Source organism: Flavobacterium sp. LC2016-23, from assembly GCF_009674775.1.
Classification (GTDB): Bacteria; Bacteroidota; Bacteroidia; order Flavobacteriales; family Flavobacteriaceae; genus Flavobacterium.
Map to the genome: position 1 here is coordinate 136,280 of NZ_WKKE01000013.1, position 16,039 is coordinate 152,318.

Sequence of the window (16,039 nt, forward strand, 5' to 3'; positions counted from 1 at the left end):
AATATATAAAAGTTATGAAAAAGATACTTACGCTTTTCGCAGTTGTTGGATTAATAATATTTACTAGCTGTGAAGGACCGGACGGGCCTCCGGGTTTGGATGCACCACTTCCTCAAGCATTTACTGTTAATAATGTTAATTTAGTAAGGGTGACTAATAATCAATACGAATTTACACGTACTTTTAATCAATATGTTGGTGGAGATTTGTTTAATGATGAAACAGTTTTAATATACAGAAAAACCGGTACAACGAATGCGGGAGCTCCAGTTTGGCAATTGTTACCAAATGTAATTAACTATAATAATGGTGATATAGCTGATTATTTCTTTGATTATAGTAAAGAAGATTTTCTTATTACTGTAACAGCTTCTTTTAATTTAGCTACAGAACCAAGTTTAATAAATAGTCAAACTTTTAGAGTAGTAATCTCTCCTTCTGATTTAATTGCTGGAGTTAATAAAAATAATTATCTAGATGTTGCTAAAACATTAAAATTAGATGAATTGAAATAAATTGAATTTAAGATTTTAATCTAGAATTTATAAAAAAAGGAAATCGTAAGATTTCCTTTTTTTATTTGTTTTATTGTTTAATGAAGGTTCTTTGAACTATACCTATATATTGATTTTCAATTGTAATAAAATAAGCGCCAGCTGGAAAATCGGAAACATTTATACTTATCAGCTTAGGATTTAAAACTGAAAAATTATTTGAATTTACTATATTTCCCAGGATATTTGAAATTGTTAATTTTGCATCTGATATATTAAAAGTGCATTCAATATTTAAAATTGAAGAAGCTGGATTAGGGTATATTTGAATGTAGGGTAAAGATGCAGTTCCATCTAAAGAAGTTTCGTTGCTGTAGCTTGTAGCTGTTCCGTAAATTAAGATGTTTTTTACAATCGAATAATCAATATTGACAATTCTTCTGTATTTATAAGACGATTCGAATTTATATCCACCTCTTCTGTCTCTGCCAATGTTAAGTGGTTGTGAAGGAAGATAATCTTTAGATGTGGCTCCAGGAATGTTGGACCATGTTGAAGTTGGATAAGCTCCTGTAGTACTTTGACTTTGCCATTGATAATTTATTGATCGAATTTTAAAATTAATTCCTTGTTCTATAGGATTGTCGACACTAGCAATTGATCCTGTAATGATTGTGGGATTTTCGAAACTAGTAGGGGATTGAATTTTTAAAATTTGGTCACAGCAAATGGTATTATTAAAACGCAATCCTCTAACTACAATCTTTATTTCATTGCTTACCCTTGAGATATTTTTGTAAATAGCTATTCTTCTAACTGAATAGTTAGTATTTTCAAAATTTGAAAGCTGGGAGGGGTCGGAAAAATTTAAATCTTCGTTTGTTTCGTTTGGAATAGTTATCCAAGGGTTTGAATATAATTCAGTGTTTTTATATTCCCACTTGTAACCATCGACATCAGTTATGTTATCACCCCTTTGATTTTTGTGTGTAGGATCTTGTAAAATATTTAAATTTACTTTCGAAGCAAATCCGTATAAATTCAATGTTTTAACACTAGATAATTCATAGTAGCCATCTGAATTAGGGACACTATTTGTAGATATCGAGTTGGTAAGAATTGGAGTAGGAACAACCGTAATTGTAACTGTATTACTTTGATTTGGAAATTCACCGCCATATCGGTATCCTAATTTTCTTGTAACCGTAATGTTTTTTAATTCCGGCGCATAATCAAAATACAATATCCTGTTTATGTCATCTAATTTTGGAGATTCGCCATTTCTTGTATTGATCCATTGGCTATTAATTCCGTAGGGCTCTCCCTGATAGGGGTTTAAATATTGTGAACCTGTAATGGGAGCAGGTTTGTCTCCCTGTCTGATTGTTTGATTGCAGCATAATGTATTCGAAATTTGTTTAGGATTAGGAGCATCAGCAGGAGGATTTAGGGTTGTTCATATAGTCATTGTTGCATTTTTAACAACAGCAAAGTTTGAGCTGTTATAAGATACACCACTTTTATACTCAGCGTAAATAAATCCTCCGGCAGTTAAAAAGTCTGTCCAGTTTAAGTTAATCACAAAATTTCGAGTAGCGACTTTTCCGCCTCCGAAATATAATGCTCCGCCATCGCCTCCAATAGCAACATTTCCTCCGAGAGCTAAACCTTTTGAAAAATAGATTTTTATAGTGCCCTGATCTCCAACTGCGACATTTGATGGAACTTCTACTTTGACGCCTAATGAAATTGTGGAGTAGGGTATGCTCGCTAAATTTATAGGGCCCGCACTAAAACCAGCACCATTGACTACTGTTGGTGTAAGTGTAACTTTTTGCCCAAACATTGAAATGTTCAATAAAAGCAGGAAGACGAGAGGAATGTAATTTTTTCTCATGATATAGATTTAAGTAATTATAATGAGACAAAAATAATGTTTTAATTAAATTTATTCCTACTTTTAAATGTTAAATTGTAATCATTTATTTATAATTAATATTTTAAAAACATAAAAAAAGGAAACCCTATTGATTTCCTTTTGCATATATGTTCAAACAAGCTATTCCATATCTGAATCCGTAAGTTCTTTTTCTTTTCCAAATTTTAAAGAAACCAAAATTCCTACCAAAAGGGACAAGGCAATAAACGCCAAAGAAGCCCATTCCGGAACCTGAATAAAATCATGTAACAGCATTTTTAGACCTACAAAAGCTAAAATAGCCACAAGGCTGTATTCTAAATAACTGAATTTTGCCAGCATATTCGCCAGGAAGAAATACATAGAACGCAATCCAAGGATCGCAAAAATATTCGAACTGAATACTAAAAACGGATCTGATGTAATGGCAAGAATAGCCGGAACACTGTCTACGGCAAAAAGTACGTCCATCACTTCAATAACAATCAAAGCTACGAATAACGGAGTAGCCGCTTTTTTTCCTCTTTCAGTTAAAATGAAAAATTTCTGATGATCCATTTCTGAGGTGATCGGAATAATTTTTCCAAGTGCTTTGTATATAAAAGAATCTTTTGGGTGAAAATCTTCTTCGTCTCCCGAGAATAACATTTTTACAGCGGTAAAAACCAGGAATAAGCCAAACACATAAGTAGTCCAGGTAAATTTATTAATCAGCATTACACCAAAGAAAATCATTAATCCACGGAAAATGACAGCACCTAAAATTCCCCAGAACAAAACGCGGTGCTGGTATTTCTGAGGTATTTTGAAGGAAGCAAAAATAATGGCGATTACAAAAATATTGTCAACGCTTAGTGATAATTCAATCAGGTAACCTGTGATAAACTTCATGGAAGCGACTGCAGGTTTGAGTTTGTCAGGGTTTCCGATATAATCGGTGGTGTACAGCCAGTAGATGACACCGGAGAATAAAAATGATAGTGTTACCCAGATCAACGTCCATTTGCTGGCTTCTTTAGTGCTGATAATATGAGGGGTCTTATTGAAAACTCCCAAGTCTAAAGCAAGAATAAAAACAACGGCTAATAAAAACAAAATCCAGACTATCATGATATATTTTTTTAATGATGTACAAAGATAGTTTTTGAAACTAAACTTAAAAATTAATTATAAGAAACTTACTCTGAAATTTTATAAACCCGAGAGGTTTTAAAAACCTGTCGGGTTTATTTGTAAAAAAAAGTGCCATCAGTTATGATGGCACTTTCGGATATAATGTAAGCAATGAATTATAGCGCTGACTTAACAGTTTTGATAATTCTTGCAGCAATTTTGTATGGATCACCATTTGAAGCTGGTCTTCTGTCTTCTAACCAACCTTTCCATCCTTTTTGAACCGTCATTAAAGGAATTCTGATTGAACAACCTCTGTCAGATACTCCGTAAGAGAAATCGTGAATAGAAGCAGTTTCGTGTTTACCCGTCAAACGTTGGTCGTTGTAAGCTCCGTAAACCGCGATGTGCTCAGCAGTAACAGGTCTGAAAGCCTCACAAATTCTTTCGTAAGTAGCCTGGTCTCCACATGTTCTTAACACCTCGTTAGAGAAGTTAGCATGCATACCTGAACCATTCCAGTCTGTATCTCCAAGTGGTTTTGGGTGATATTCGATATAGTAACCATATTTTTCAGTCAAACGATCTAATAAGTATCTTGCAACCCAGATTTCATCTCCGGCTTTTTTAGCACCTTTAGCAAATAATTGGAATTCCCATTGTCCGCAAGCAACCTCCTGGTTGATTCCTTCAAAGTTGATTCCTGCAGCGATACATAAGTCAGCATGCTCTTCTACTAATTTTCTTCCGTGTGTGTTTTTTCCACCTACAGAGCAGTAGTACATACCTTGTGGAGCAGGATATCCTCCAACAGGGAAACCTAATGGCAATAAAGTTTTAGTGTCCATGATGAAATATTCCTGTTCAAAACCGAACCAGAAATCACCATCGTCATCAATAGTAGCTCTACCGTTAGAAGCGTGTGGCGTACCATCAGCATTCATTACTTCTGTCATTACCAGCCAGCCGTTAATACGGGTTGGATCAGGGTAGATTGCAACAGGCACTAATAAACAGTCAGAAGATCCACCTTCAGCTTGTTTTGTTGATGAACCATCAAATGACCAGTTTCCAATTTCTTCTAATGTTCCTTTGAAATTTTCGTGTTCTTCAACTTTAGTTTTACTTCTAAGATTTTGAGTTGGTTCATATCCATCTAACCAAATGTACTCTAACTTAATTTTAGCCATAATAATATAAATTTATTTTTTTTTGTTTTTTCGCTGGGTCAAATATAGATTTATTTTTTTAGTCCTAAAAATTAGGGGGCTATTTTGTTTAGCTGACTATAATTTTTTGGATAAGCGCAATTTTGAGAGGGGTATATTTTTAAAAAAGCAATTTTTAACAGCGATAAAAAATAAATTCGTAATAATTGATGATGTTTTTTGAATTTCGTACCCAATCAATTGTGAAAAATTGTTTATTTAATCAGGAATAGTAATGTAATTTGTTATATTTCTGCGAATCAAATTCATTATTCTTGGTAAAAAGCTTATTCTGTTGCAAAATCTTCGCATAAAAATCTATAATTTATGTTTTAAACAGGGGGTTTAATTGCTTATATTTGTTCCTCTTTTTTTTAGTGAAAACCAGTACAAATATTTTAAAATTATATACATGTCAACATTACGTTTCCAAGCTTTAAAAGAAGCTTCTACCAGAAAGCCAGTACATTTTGAAGAAATTGACAGAAAGTCTAATATTTTCGGTTCAAATGTGTTTAATGAAAAAGCAATGAAGCAATATTTAACTTCAGATGCTTTGAAGGGAGTACGAGACGCCATTCAGCACGGAACTAAAATAGACAGAAAACTGGCCGATTATATTGCCATGGGAATGAAGGAGTGGGCGCTTGCAAAAGGAGTTACCCATTACACCCACTGGTTTCAGCCATTAACCGGAACAACTGCGGAAAAACACGATGCTTTTTTTGAAACTTCTTATGACGGCAGTGATCCTGTAGAGAAATTTGGCGGAGCACAATTGGTGCAGCAGGAACCGGATGCCTCCAGTTTTCCGAACGGGGGAATCAGGAACACCTTCGAAGCCAGAGGATACACGGCCTGGGACCCGACTTCACCGGCATTTATCTATGGAACCACTTTATGTATACCAACCGTATTTATTGCTTATACCGGAGAAGCACTAGACAATAAAATTCCGTTGTTGAGAGCTTTATCTGCGATGGATGAAGCAGCAACAGAAGTATGTAAATATTTTGATAAAAATGTAAAAAAAGTAACCGCAACGTTAGGCTGGGAGCAGGAATATTTCCTAATTGACAAAGCACTGGCCAATTCCCGTCCCGATTTGGTTATGACAGGAAGAACCCTGCTGGGACATACTTCAGCGAAAGGACAACAATTGGATGATCATTATTTTGGTTCTATTCCAACCCGTGCCTTAACGTATATGAGAGATTTAGAGCAGGAATGTATGCTCTTGGGAATCCCGGTAAAAACACGCCATAACGAAGTAGCACCGAATCAGTTTGAGCTGGCTCCGATTTTTGAAGAGACCAATCTTGCCGTAGATCATAACTCTTTATTGATGGATGTCATGCAAAGAGTAGGAGAGCGTCATGATTTTAAAGTGCTGTTTCATGAAAAGCCTTTTAAAGGCGTAAACGGTTCCGGAAAACACAACAACTGGTCGCTGGCAACCGATACAGGAGTCAATTTATTGAGTCCGAGTAAGACACCGATGAGTAATTTACAGTTTTTGACGTTCTTTATCAATACAATCAAAGCCGTTAATGATTACGAAACATTGCTAAGAGCCTCTATCGCAACAGCGAGTAATGATCATAGGTTGGGGGCCAATGAAGCACCACCTGCCATTATGTCGGTTTTTATCGGTGCACAGTTGACAAAAGTATTATCAGAGTTAGAAAGCGTGACTACAGGGAAATTATCTCCTGAAGAAAAAACAGATTTGAAACTGAATGTAGTGGGTAAAATTCCGGATGTTCTTCTGGATAATACCGATAGAAACAGAACATCACCTTTTGCTTTTACCGGAAATAAATTTGAGTTCAGGGCTGTGGGTTCTAATGCCAACTGTTCGAACGCGATGACTACGCTGAATGCTATCGTAGCCAAACAACTGAAAGATTTCAAAACAGAAGTAGACCATTTGATTGATTCGAAAGACATGAAAAAAGATGATGCCATCTTTAATGTTTTAAGAGAATACATCAAACAGTCTAAAAAAATACTTTTCGAAGGTGATGGTTACAGCGATGCCTGGGAAAAAGAAGCCGCAAAAAGAGGTTTAAGTAATTTTAAAACCACCCCGGAAGCGATTAAAGCTAAAGTTTCAAAACAAGCCTTGGACTTATTTGGCGAGTTGGGAATTTTAAACCATGTTGAAGCGGAAGCCCGCTACGAAATTGAACTGGAAGAATACACCAAGAAAATCCAGATTGAAGGTCGAGTTTTAGGCGACATTGCGAGAAATCATGTTATTCCGACTGCAATCCGTTACCAGAATACTTTAATTGAAAACGTAAAAGGCTTAAAAGAAATCTTCGGAAAAGAGTTTGAAACGATTGCAAAAGAGCAAATTGTTCTGATAAAAGAAATTTCAGGTCACATTGAAGGAATCAATTCTAAAGTTTTGGCCATGACAAATGAAAGAAAAACAGCCAATCAGCTTACAGATGCCCAAAAAATGGCAGAGACGTATTGCAATAAAGTAAAACCGTATTTTGAAGATATCCGTAATCATTGCGATAAATTAGAATTATTGGTCGATGACGAAAGCTGGACCTTAACCAAATACAGAGAATTGTTGTTTACGAAATAGTTTTTTTTAGCCACTAATTGCACGAATTTTCAAGAACCTGTTTTTTTGTTTTGTAAATAGTGCGATCTAAAGTAAAGTGTCTTTTTTAAACAATTCTAAAAAGTTTAAACATTCAAAAATCATCCGCTAAGGATGATTTTTGTTTTTCAAAAGAAAAAAATTAGTGAAAAATCGTGTAATTCGTGGCAAAACTTTTTACAATCCACTTACGAATCATTCAAAGAATTAAAAAAAGGGATTATCTTTGCACCACATCAACACAAACTAATTTTCATGAGTTCAGATTCTAGCAAAAGGTACGCACAAAGAGGTGTTTCGGCATCAAAAGAAGACGTACATAACGCCATAAAAAATATCGATAAAGGTTTATTCCCGCAGGCATTCTGTAAAATTGTCCCGGATTATTTAACTCAGGATTCAGAACACTGTCTGATTATGCACGCAGACGGAGCAGGAACAAAATCGTCTCTGGCCTATATGTACTGGAAGGAAACCGGTGATATTTCAGTTTGGAAAGGAATTGCCCAGGATGCTTTAATCATGAATATTGATGATTTATTATGTGTTGGCGCTACCGATAATATTCTGCTTTCTTCTACAATAGGAAGAAATAAAAACCTGATTCCTGCCGAGGTGATTTCTGCGATCATTAACGGAACAGAGGAATTAATCAATGAGTTAAAATCTTTTGGCGTAACCATTCATTCCACAGGTGGAGAAACTGCCGACGTTGGAGATGTGGTTCGTACCATAATTGTAGATTCTACCGTAACAGCCCGCATGAAGCGTAGCGATGTAGTGGATAATGCCAATATCAAAGCCGGTGATGTTATTGTTGGTTTGGCCTCTTTCGGTCAGGCGACTTACGAAAAAAGCTATAACGGCGGAATGGGAAGCAACGGTTTAACATCTGCCCGCCATGATGTTTTCGGAAAATATTTAGCTGCAAAATATCCGGAAAGTTACGATGCGCTGGTACCCGAAGAATTAATCTATTCAGGTCAGGTAAATTTAACCGATGCTGTAGAAAACAGCCCAATAAACGCAGGTCAGCTCGTACTATCCCCAACCAGAACCTATGCACCGATTATCAAGAAAATTTTAGATACCTATACTCCAAACGAAATTCACGGAATGGTGCACTGCAGTGGCGGGGCACAGACTAAGATTTTGCATTTCGTTCAGAATTTACACATTATAAAAGACAATTTATTTCCGGTTCCGCCTTTATTCAAACTGATTCAGGAGCAGTCCAAAACAGACTGGAAAGAAATGTATCAGGTTTTCAATTGCGGTCACCGTATGGAAATTTATGTACCTGAAAATATTGCTCAGGATATTATTGCAATTTCAAAATCATTTAATGTTGAGGCGCAAATCGTGGGCAGGGTAGAAGCTGCTGATACTAAAAAGCTTACCATTACCAGCGAATACGGAACATTTGAATATTAGTTTTTTTGGAGGTTCAAAGGAGCAAAGGTTCAAAGGGGCAAAGGTTAATCGCTGTAGAGGCGAACAGCAATGCGTCTAACTATTACGAGCGAATCGAAATATTTAAATATTAATTTATTTCACCATATAAGTAATATAAGTTCATTTAAGAATTAGGCTCGTTGGGAAATGTAGGCGTGATGGAAGTTTAATTCAATTGTCAGGCTGAGCGAAGTCAAAGTCAGGCTAAACGAATTCAATGTTGTCAGGCTGAGCGAAGTCGAAGCCCATTCTTAATTTACAAGAACGTAAGCTTCGTTTAGAATCCCAATGGCTTATATTATCTTATAATCACTAATATGGTAAAAAAAACAAGCATATGTACGAATTACTTTTTTGGAAATATTTAGACGAAATTTACCTGAATCATCACGAAGTGTACGAAGCCCTTGTGGAAGAACAGGAAGTAGAAGGCCTTGAAAAGCTTCCGGTTGATGTGATTATGAACCGAATCCGATCGGTATTTTCGCAATGGGAAAAAGTAGATGATAACAGCTGGAAAAATACCGCCGGCAAAGGCGCTTTTCAGGTTATAACAACGCCACAAAGCGTAAGAATCGACTGCTACGGAACCGAAGGCAAAACGATGAACCAGTTGGTGAGCCTGATGGAAGAATTCAAATGCCCGCTGTACGATCCGCAGGTGCCGGAGCGCTATGATGAAATGAGTGAATAATTAAACTTTGCGAAACTTCGTGAATCTCTGTGAAAAACTTTGTGGATCTCTGTGAAATAGTTTTTTACACAAAGTCACACAAAGAGCTGCACAGAGCATCACAAAAAATACACGTTAATATCAAATTTTAATTTCAAAATGGTAAGGTAATTAATGCATTCCCATTGCAAGTCATTTTTGTCACCGCCCAGTTTGGAATTTGGAATTTAAAATTTGGAATTTATTTTACCCGTCTTTCAAAAGTAAATCCTGCTCTTTTCTTATTTTCTCCACCAATTTAGTAATAGCGATTTGTATTTTCTGAGGTAGTAATTTCCAATTGGCATCCTTTTTAAAACTTCTGCCGTAATCGAAATCAGATTCTACCGCTCTTATGGCGTATTTTTTGTCTTTGTAAACCGTAATGATTTTAACGCGTTTGATGTACTCATTTTCATCTCTTGTTCCATAAACAATCACAGGATCAATGTGACCGTCCCCGTCCAGATCTTTAACAGAACAGTATTTCGTCCAGAACCAAATGTTTGTTTCTGCTTCTTCGTTATCCACTAAATCGTTAATCGTCCATCGCTCCCGAAAACCGCCATGGTCGTTCATCGCACAAATAGCCTGAATTTTAGTGTTTAAAGTATCTTTTTTAGAAATAACCTTTCTGTTTTCGCATAAAACCAATTCACAAACGCCGCTTTTGTCCTGAAACTCGTAGGCTCGGTAAATAGGAAAATCACTTAATCCATTAAGTTCTCTCTGGATGATCTGCTCTTTATCTAATATGACACGGTCTGTTTTTTGCGCAAAACTGAAGGTCGAAAAAGAAAGAAACAGCACTAAAATATAATTTTTCATGAATGGAATGGTCTTGTTAACATACCAAAGATATTCAAAAGGAATAGAGATTGAAGCGTATTTATATTTTTTAAAAGCCATAATTTATTGTAATTTTCAAACCTGAAGATTGTATTAAATCGTTTTAGTAAGATATTGATTTTATTAAATTTAAATTTAAAATAAAATAATGAATATAGTGAACAGTAAAAGTTTCCTTTTCGGATCATTAATAGTAATGTTTGGTAGTCTGACTACAATCCACGCGCAGAAAAAAGCAAATACACTTAAAGATTTAATTCAGTACGTTGATCCGATGATTGGTACGGCCAAAATGGGCCATACATATCCCGGAGCAACTGTTCCGTTTGGAAGTGTACAATTAAGCCCCGAAACCGATACCATTGCATACGGCTTAAACGGCAAATACAATGGTGAGGTTTATAAATATTGTGCCGGTTATCAATATGAAGACAAAACCATCGTCGGTTTTAGTCACACGCATTTTAGCGGGACAGGACACTCCGATCTGGGTGATTTTTTAATTATGCCAACCACCGGAAAATTACAACTGAACCCCGGAACCGCAGCAAAACCGCTATCCGGATATCGTTCCGCATTTTCTCACACCACAGAAAAAGCAGCACCGGCGTATTATAGTGTTCTGCTAGAAGATCACAACATCAAAGCAGAACTGACAGCTACAACACGCGTGGGCATGCATCAATACACTTTTCCGAAGTCAGATGAAGCCCATATTATCCTGGATTTAACTTCGGGGATTTATAACTATGATAAAAAGAATGTCTGGACCTTTGTTCGCGTAGAAAACGATACTTTAATTACCGGATACCGTCAGACCAACGGCTGGGCGAGAACCAGAACCGTTTATTTTGCCATGTCTTTCAGTAAACCCATTAAAAGTTACGGACAGGCCGCTTTAGAAAAAAGTGTTTACAGAGGCTTTTGGGGAAGATTTGACCAAACCAAAAACTTTCCGGAAATGGCAGGTCAAAACCTGAAATTGTTCTTCGACTTTGATACAAAGGAAGGGGAGAAGATCAAAATAAAAATGGCTTTATCGCCTGTAAGTTCTGCCGGAGCGCTTGAAAACATGAAAAAAGAAATTCCGGACTGGGATTTTGAACGCGTTACCAAACAAAGTCAGGAAGTCTGGAATAAGGAGCTGAATAAAATCCAAATCGAAACCCTTCAGAAAGAAGACCTGGTGAACTTTTATACGGCCATGTATCACGCCTTTTTAGGTCCAACTGAATATATGGATCTCGATGGTAATTATAAAGGTCTGGATATGAATGTGCACAAAGCCGAAAACTTTAAAAACTACACCAGTTATTCCTTATGGGATACCTACAGGGCTTTGCATCCTTTATTTAATATTGTGCAGCCGAGCCGAAATTCAGATATGATTAGTTCGATGCTGGCGCATTCGGATCAGAGTGTACATAAAATGCTGCCGATCTGGTCACACTATGCCAATGAAAACTGGTGTATGATCGGATATCATTCCGTTTCTGTAGTTGCCGATGCGATTGTAAAAGGAAATGGAAATTTTGACAGGGAAAAAGCGCTTCAGGCGTGTGTGAATACCGCCAAGGTTCCTTATTACGATGGTCTGGACTATTATATGAAAATGGGCTATGTTCCGGAAGATAAAAACGGGGCATCGGTTTCTAAAACCTTAGAATATGCTTATGATGACTGGGCGATTGCTCAGGCGGCCAAAAAACTAGGGAAAACAGATATTTATAACGAATTTATCGAAAGATCTAAAAACTATAAAAACGTGTATGATGCCAAAACTGGTTTCATGCGTCCGAAATTAAACGACGGAACGTTCAAGAAAGAATTTGACCCGTTAGACACACACGGACAGGGTTTTATTGAAGGTAATTCATGGAATTACAGCTTGTATGTGCCGCAGGATCCTGCAGAAATGATCAAAATGATGGGTGGAAATGATAAATTCAATGTACGACTGGACTCTTTGTTCAATATGCATCTTCCGGACAAATATTTCGAAAATACTGAGGATATTACCAGAGACGGAATTATTGGAAACTACGTTCATGGCAATGAGCCTTCACATCATGTGGTCTACTTATACAACTGGACCAATTCGCCCTGGAAGGCACAGGATAAAATCAGAATGATCCTGAAGAAAATGTACCGAAACGGAGCCGACGGTTTAGGTGGTAATGACGATTTCGGACAAATGAGTGCCTGGTATATTTTCAGCAGTTTAGGTTTTTATCCCGTAGCTCCGGGCTCTGACGACTATGCTTTGGGAAGTCCATTGGTGAAAAATGCGGTCTTTAACTTAGAGAACGGCAAAAACTTTGAAGTGGAAACGGTAAATCAATCGGATAAAAATGTGTTTGTGAGTAAAGTTCTTTTAAACGGAAAACATTTAGACAAACCTTTCCTGAAACATTCGGATGTATTAAATGGTGGTAAAATCACTTTTTATATGAGCGCTAAGCCGAATAAGAAGAATTATTAGGTTCCGACAGCTAAACCTGACAGGTTTTAAAAACCTGTCAGGTTTCTGGATGCCAAAGCTTCGATTCTGCTCAGCCTGACACGGTAATTGAACTTCGCTGAGCTTGATGTCACCCTGAGCGAAGTCGAAGGCTTTTGAAAAAGGTAGGGCTTCGACTTCGCTTAGCCTGATAAAATTCGAGGGAATTTGTGTAATTAGTGGCAAACAAAAAGAGTAAACATAACAGAGTTTCCAAAAACTTCACGAAATTTGCACTTCAAATAAATGACAATCCATATGAAAATAAATCTAAAATCGGGAATTGATAAATTGCTTTTCGGAATGAAGCAAAATGATGTAACAGCTGCTTTGGGAAAACCGGATAAAAATTATACAGACGAAGATGATAATGTGATTTTCGTATACAATGCCCAAAAAATCAGACTGACTTTTTATCAGGAAGAAGAATTGAAATTAGGGTATTTGGTCGCTTCCAGCAATGATCTGGAAGTTTTTGGATACAAACTGATCGGAAGAAAAATTGCGGATGTAAAGAAAGACCTGGCAACAAAAGGAATCACGAAATACAATCAGGAGACTTTTGATACGTTTGAAAACTATTTCAACGAAGACAATTGGTTTATTCTTCAGACCGAATTTGATGAAGTAGTTAAGTTTGAAATCGGAGCGATAATCAATGATAAAGATGAATTTGACTGGAAGTTTCCGGTTAAGAAATAATTATTCTCATTTGTGTCATTTCGACGAAGGAGAAATCACATAGCGGGAATAACGTAACGTGATCAACTTGATGTGATTTCTCCTTCGTCGAAATGACAAGAAATCTTAGACACAAAAAAAACCGACAATCACTTGTCGGTTTTTTTATGTGTAAGATTAAAAGATTACCCTTTCAACCATGCATTTCTAAGTTTGTCTTTTGAAGCATCTGTAGCTTTAAAAGTTTCTGTTTCTTCAGATGGTAATTTTACGGTTCCTTTTATAGTTTGCGCTGCACCACCGCGCTTAATTTCCAGGGTGATCGGATCGTTTTCTTTCCAGTTTTCACTTTCGGTGATTAAATCATAGATGTTTGTTACCGAGTATGGTTTATTGTTTATAGAAACAATGATGTCACCACCTTTTAAGTTTAAATTCTTAAAGAAATCATTTTGTTCAATATCAGCACGAACTACAATTTCTTTGGTTTGTTTGTCAATACTAATATAAGGCGTTTGTCCTTTTAAGAAAACAGGCCCTGCTTTTTTCTCCATTGTTTTTGTTACCCCTACTTTAGCCAAATAAACTTCATAAGGAATTGGAGTGGTTCCCTGTACATAGGTTTTCAAAAATTCACCCACTTCAGGATACGTCAATTCTGTGATTTTAGCAAAAAGCTCATTGTCATTGAATGGTTTTTCGATACCATATTCATTCGATAATTTGTGCATTAAGTCAAGAATTCCTCTTTCTCCGTTGCTTTTTTCTCTGATGATAATATCGATGCACATACCAATTAAAGCTCCTTTTTGATATACATTTAAGTATTGGTCTTTGTAAGGCTGCTCTAAAACATTGGCACTCATTACCGTAAACGACATCGTATCGTTCAGGCTTTTTGACTGTTGGATTTTATCTGCAATACGCGTATAAAATTCAGCTTCGTTAATTAATCCCTGATTGATCTGGAAAAGATTGGCAAAATATTCGGTTACCCCTTCGTACATCCATAAATGTTCTGACATTTTTGGTGCGTTGTAATCGAAATACTGAATTTCTTTCGAGTGAACGGTCAACGGTGTCACAATATGGAAGAACTCGTGTGAAACGACATCTTTCATAGATTCTACCAGTTTTTCTTTTGGCATAGATTCCGGTAAAACAACCGTTGTAGCTGTTGGGTGTTCCAAAGCTCCGAAACCGTGCGCATCGTCTTTGGCCATGCTTGACAAATACAACAAAACAGTATATTTTTTAGTCGAGTTTACCTTTCCTAAAAAGTTTTTCTGAGCCGTCATCATTGTTTTCATTTCCGGAGTGATACTTTCTGCCGTAAATTTTCCTGTTGGAGAATAAACCGCAATCAAAATATCCATTCCGTTTACATTAAAAGTAGTGTAATCCGGTTTAGAATACATAATTGGATTTTCAACCAAAACAGCATAACGAGGTGTTGTAAAAACATCGCTGGTTTTGCTTGCATCTTCATCTGTCATGGAAGTTGCTCCCCAAAGTGTTTCAGGATGCGTAATGGTCACTTTATAAGGAATATTTAATTTGTCCTGAAAATAACCTACAAAACCGTGTGTATTGACCATGAAGTTAACTCCTGCGTTAATGTTGGTTCCTGCAGGCGAGAAAACGTCATCATTACCAAATCCGGTTCCTTTTTCAGTGTCAAAAGTATCGCCAACCAGGTACGTTACTTTTTGTAATGTTTTTGCATTTGAAATCGACCATGAATTATCGTCAATTCTTTTTACTGCCAATTCAGTTCCTTTGGCATCATAGGCTTTAAAATCGCCTGAATATTTACCGTAATTGTCGGTAGAGTAGGTTCCGGGTACTGTTTTTGGAATGCTGTAAATTACTTCATCTGTTTTGATTTCCGGTGCTGTTACGGTTACCAGAACTTTATCGTCTTTTACATCAGTAAGATTGATGTTAACGTCTACAGTATTCTTTTTGGCAGCTCCGGCAGAACCGGTTTTACAACTCCACAATGTTACTGCGAGCGCTAACGTGTAAATTATTTTTTTCATTTGCTTGAGTTTAGTTATTGTGTTTGACTTACAAAACGTAAAATTGTTACAGAATTGTTATAAAACTTATAAAAATAAAAAAAAAACTCCTGAATTTCAGGAGCTTTTTTTAGTCTAGTTTGTTCTTTATATAATATTTGCCATCCAAATCTTCATCAAAATCATCTATTTTAACGGGTTTTGGTTTTGGTTTAGTTGCTAAAGCCTTCTTTTTCCACATCTCAAATTTTTCAAGAGGCATCTTCTTCTTCAAGATTTCCAGTACTTCTTTTTCTGCCAATCCAAATTCTTTTTTTATAATTTCAAATGGATTTTTTTCTTCCAAGGCTAACGAAACAAGTTTTTCCGTTTGTTCCCAATTCAATTCTTTGCGGTTACTCTTTTTCATCACGTGAAAATTAATTCAAAAATAGGGGGTTAATGATTAGTAGATTGATTTTCAATTTA

At 36.3% G+C, this 16,039-nt stretch carries 13 protein-coding genes; 6 read left to right on the forward strand and 7 right to left on the reverse strand.

Going from position 1 to position 16,039, the window contains the following annotated elements:
* The first annotated feature begins 14 nt into the window (after positions 1 to 14).
* Positions 15 to 515, forward strand: a complete 501-nt coding sequence (locus GJU43_RS12850; protein WP_154341155.1) for a hypothetical protein — start codon at positions 15 to 17, stop codon at positions 513 to 515.
* 70 nt (positions 516 to 585) lie between these two features.
* On the opposite strand, the gene GJU43_RS23095 is transcribed toward GJU43_RS12850, so the two are convergent.
* The 4 genes from GJU43_RS23095 to GJU43_RS12865 all read right to left on the reverse strand — a co-directional run bounded on the left by GJU43_RS23095 (position 586) and on the right by GJU43_RS12865 (position 4,715).
* Positions 586 to 1,737, reverse strand: a complete 1,152-nt coding sequence (locus GJU43_RS23095; protein ID WP_229655054.1) for a T9SS type A sorting domain-containing protein — start codon at positions 1,735 to 1,737, stop codon at positions 586 to 588.
* A gap of 213 nt (positions 1,738 to 1,950) precedes the next feature.
* Positions 1,951 to 2,391, reverse strand: coding sequence for a hypothetical protein (locus GJU43_RS23100; protein WP_229655055.1), 441 nt, complete (start codon positions 2,389 to 2,391; stop codon positions 1,951 to 1,953).
* A 162-nt stretch (positions 2,392 to 2,553) separates the two neighbouring features.
* On the reverse strand, positions 2,554 to 3,522 hold the full coding sequence (locus GJU43_RS12860) for a TerC family protein (RefSeq protein WP_154341156.1): 969 nt from the start codon (positions 3,520 to 3,522) through the stop codon (positions 2,554 to 2,556).
* Between the two features lie 179 nt (positions 3,523 to 3,701).
* Complete coding sequence (locus tag GJU43_RS12865) at positions 3,702 to 4,715, reverse strand: glutamine synthetase beta-grasp domain-containing protein (RefSeq protein ID WP_154341157.1); 1,014 nt, start codon at positions 4,713 to 4,715, stop codon at positions 3,702 to 3,704.
* A 430-nt stretch (positions 4,716 to 5,145) separates the two neighbouring features.
* On the opposite strand from GJU43_RS12865, the gene GJU43_RS12870 reads away from it, so the two are divergent.
* The 3 genes from GJU43_RS12870 (at position 5,146) to GJU43_RS12880 (ending at position 9,502) form a co-directional block, all read left to right on the forward strand.
* Entirely contained in the window at positions 5,146 to 7,335 is a 2,190-nt protein-coding gene (locus GJU43_RS12870) for a glutamine synthetase III (RefSeq protein ID WP_154341158.1), read from the forward strand.
* A 273-nt stretch (positions 7,336 to 7,608) separates the two neighbouring features.
* Positions 7,609 to 8,787 carry an AIR synthase related protein gene (locus GJU43_RS12875; RefSeq protein WP_154341159.1) on the forward strand — a complete coding sequence of 393 codons (1,179 nt, stop codon included), beginning with the start codon at positions 7,609 to 7,611 and terminating at the stop codon, positions 8,785 to 8,787.
* Positions 8,788 to 9,145: 358 nt separating this feature from the next.
* Positions 9,146 to 9,502, forward strand: coding sequence for a hypothetical protein (locus tag GJU43_RS12880; RefSeq protein WP_127337018.1), 357 nt, complete (start codon positions 9,146 to 9,148; stop codon positions 9,500 to 9,502).
* Between the two features lie 225 nt (positions 9,503 to 9,727).
* Here GJU43_RS12880 and GJU43_RS12885 read toward each other — a convergent pair whose 3' ends face one another.
* On the reverse strand, positions 9,728 to 10,348 hold the full coding sequence (locus GJU43_RS12885; RefSeq protein ID WP_154341186.1) for a M949_RS01915 family surface polysaccharide biosynthesis protein: 621 nt from the start codon (positions 10,346 to 10,348) through the stop codon (positions 9,728 to 9,730).
* Between the two features lie 217 nt (positions 10,349 to 10,565).
* Between GJU43_RS12885 and GJU43_RS12890 the strand changes: the two genes are divergently transcribed.
* Together GJU43_RS12890 and GJU43_RS12895 are read left to right on the forward strand one after the other, a co-directional pair.
* A complete protein-coding gene (locus GJU43_RS12890) occupies positions 10,566 to 12,851 on the forward strand; it encodes a GH92 family glycosyl hydrolase (RefSeq protein ID WP_370455618.1) in 2,286 nt (761 codons plus the stop codon).
* Between the two features lie 276 nt (positions 12,852 to 13,127).
* On the forward strand, positions 13,128 to 13,571 hold the full coding sequence (locus tag GJU43_RS12895; RefSeq protein ID WP_127337022.1) for a hypothetical protein: 444 nt from the start codon (positions 13,128 to 13,130) through the stop codon (positions 13,569 to 13,571).
* A 164-nt stretch (positions 13,572 to 13,735) separates the two neighbouring features.
* Here GJU43_RS12895 and GJU43_RS12900 read toward each other — a convergent pair whose 3' ends face one another.
* Both GJU43_RS12900 and GJU43_RS12905 read right to left on the reverse strand, forming a co-directional pair.
* Positions 13,736 to 15,592, reverse strand: a complete 1,857-nt coding sequence (locus GJU43_RS12900; RefSeq protein ID WP_154341161.1) for a peptidase M61 — start codon at positions 15,590 to 15,592, stop codon at positions 13,736 to 13,738.
* 109 nt (positions 15,593 to 15,701) lie between these two features.
* Entirely contained in the window at positions 15,702 to 15,980 is a 279-nt protein-coding gene (locus GJU43_RS12905) for a DUF2805 domain-containing protein (RefSeq protein ID WP_132035643.1), read from the reverse strand.
* Between the last annotated feature and the right edge of the window lie 59 nt (positions 15,981 to 16,039).

Bases quoted from the DNA above. Each gene is read 5' to 3' on its own strand.
- GJU43_RS12850 (WP_154341155.1), top strand. From the start codon at position 15: ATGAAAAAGATACTTACGCTTTTCGCAGTTGTTGGATTAATAATATTT.
- GJU43_RS23100 (WP_229655055.1), bottom strand. From the start codon at position 2,391: ATGAGAAAAAATTACATTCCTCTCGTCTTCCTGCTTTTATTGAACATT.
- GJU43_RS12860 (WP_154341156.1), bottom strand. From the start codon at position 3,522: ATGATAGTCTGGATTTTGTTTTTATTAGCCGTTGTTTTTATTCTTGCT.
- GJU43_RS12865 (WP_154341157.1), bottom strand. From the start codon at position 4,715: ATGGCTAAAATTAAGTTAGAGTACATTTGGTTAGATGGATATGAACCA.
- GJU43_RS12870 (WP_154341158.1), top strand. From the start codon at position 5,146: ATGTCAACATTACGTTTCCAAGCTTTAAAAGAAGCTTCTACCAGAAAG.
- GJU43_RS12875 (WP_154341159.1), top strand. From the start codon at position 7,609: ATGAGTTCAGATTCTAGCAAAAGGTACGCACAAAGAGGTGTTTCGGCA.
- GJU43_RS12880 (WP_127337018.1), top strand. From the start codon at position 9,146: ATGTACGAATTACTTTTTTGGAAATATTTAGACGAAATTTACCTGAAT.
- GJU43_RS12885 (WP_154341186.1), bottom strand. From the start codon at position 10,348: ATGAAAAATTATATTTTAGTGCTGTTTCTTTCTTTTTCGACCTTCAGT.
- GJU43_RS12890 (WP_370455618.1), top strand. From the start codon at position 10,566: ATGTTTGGTAGTCTGACTACAATCCACGCGCAGAAAAAAGCAAATACA.
- GJU43_RS12895 (WP_127337022.1), top strand. From the start codon at position 13,128: ATGAAAATAAATCTAAAATCGGGAATTGATAAATTGCTTTTCGGAATG.
- GJU43_RS12900 (WP_154341161.1), bottom strand. From the start codon at position 15,592: ATGAAAAAAATAATTTACACGTTAGCGCTCGCAGTAACATTGTGGAGT.
- GJU43_RS12905 (WP_132035643.1), bottom strand. From the start codon at position 15,980: ATGAAAAAGAGTAACCGCAAAGAATTGAATTGGGAACAAACGGAAAAA.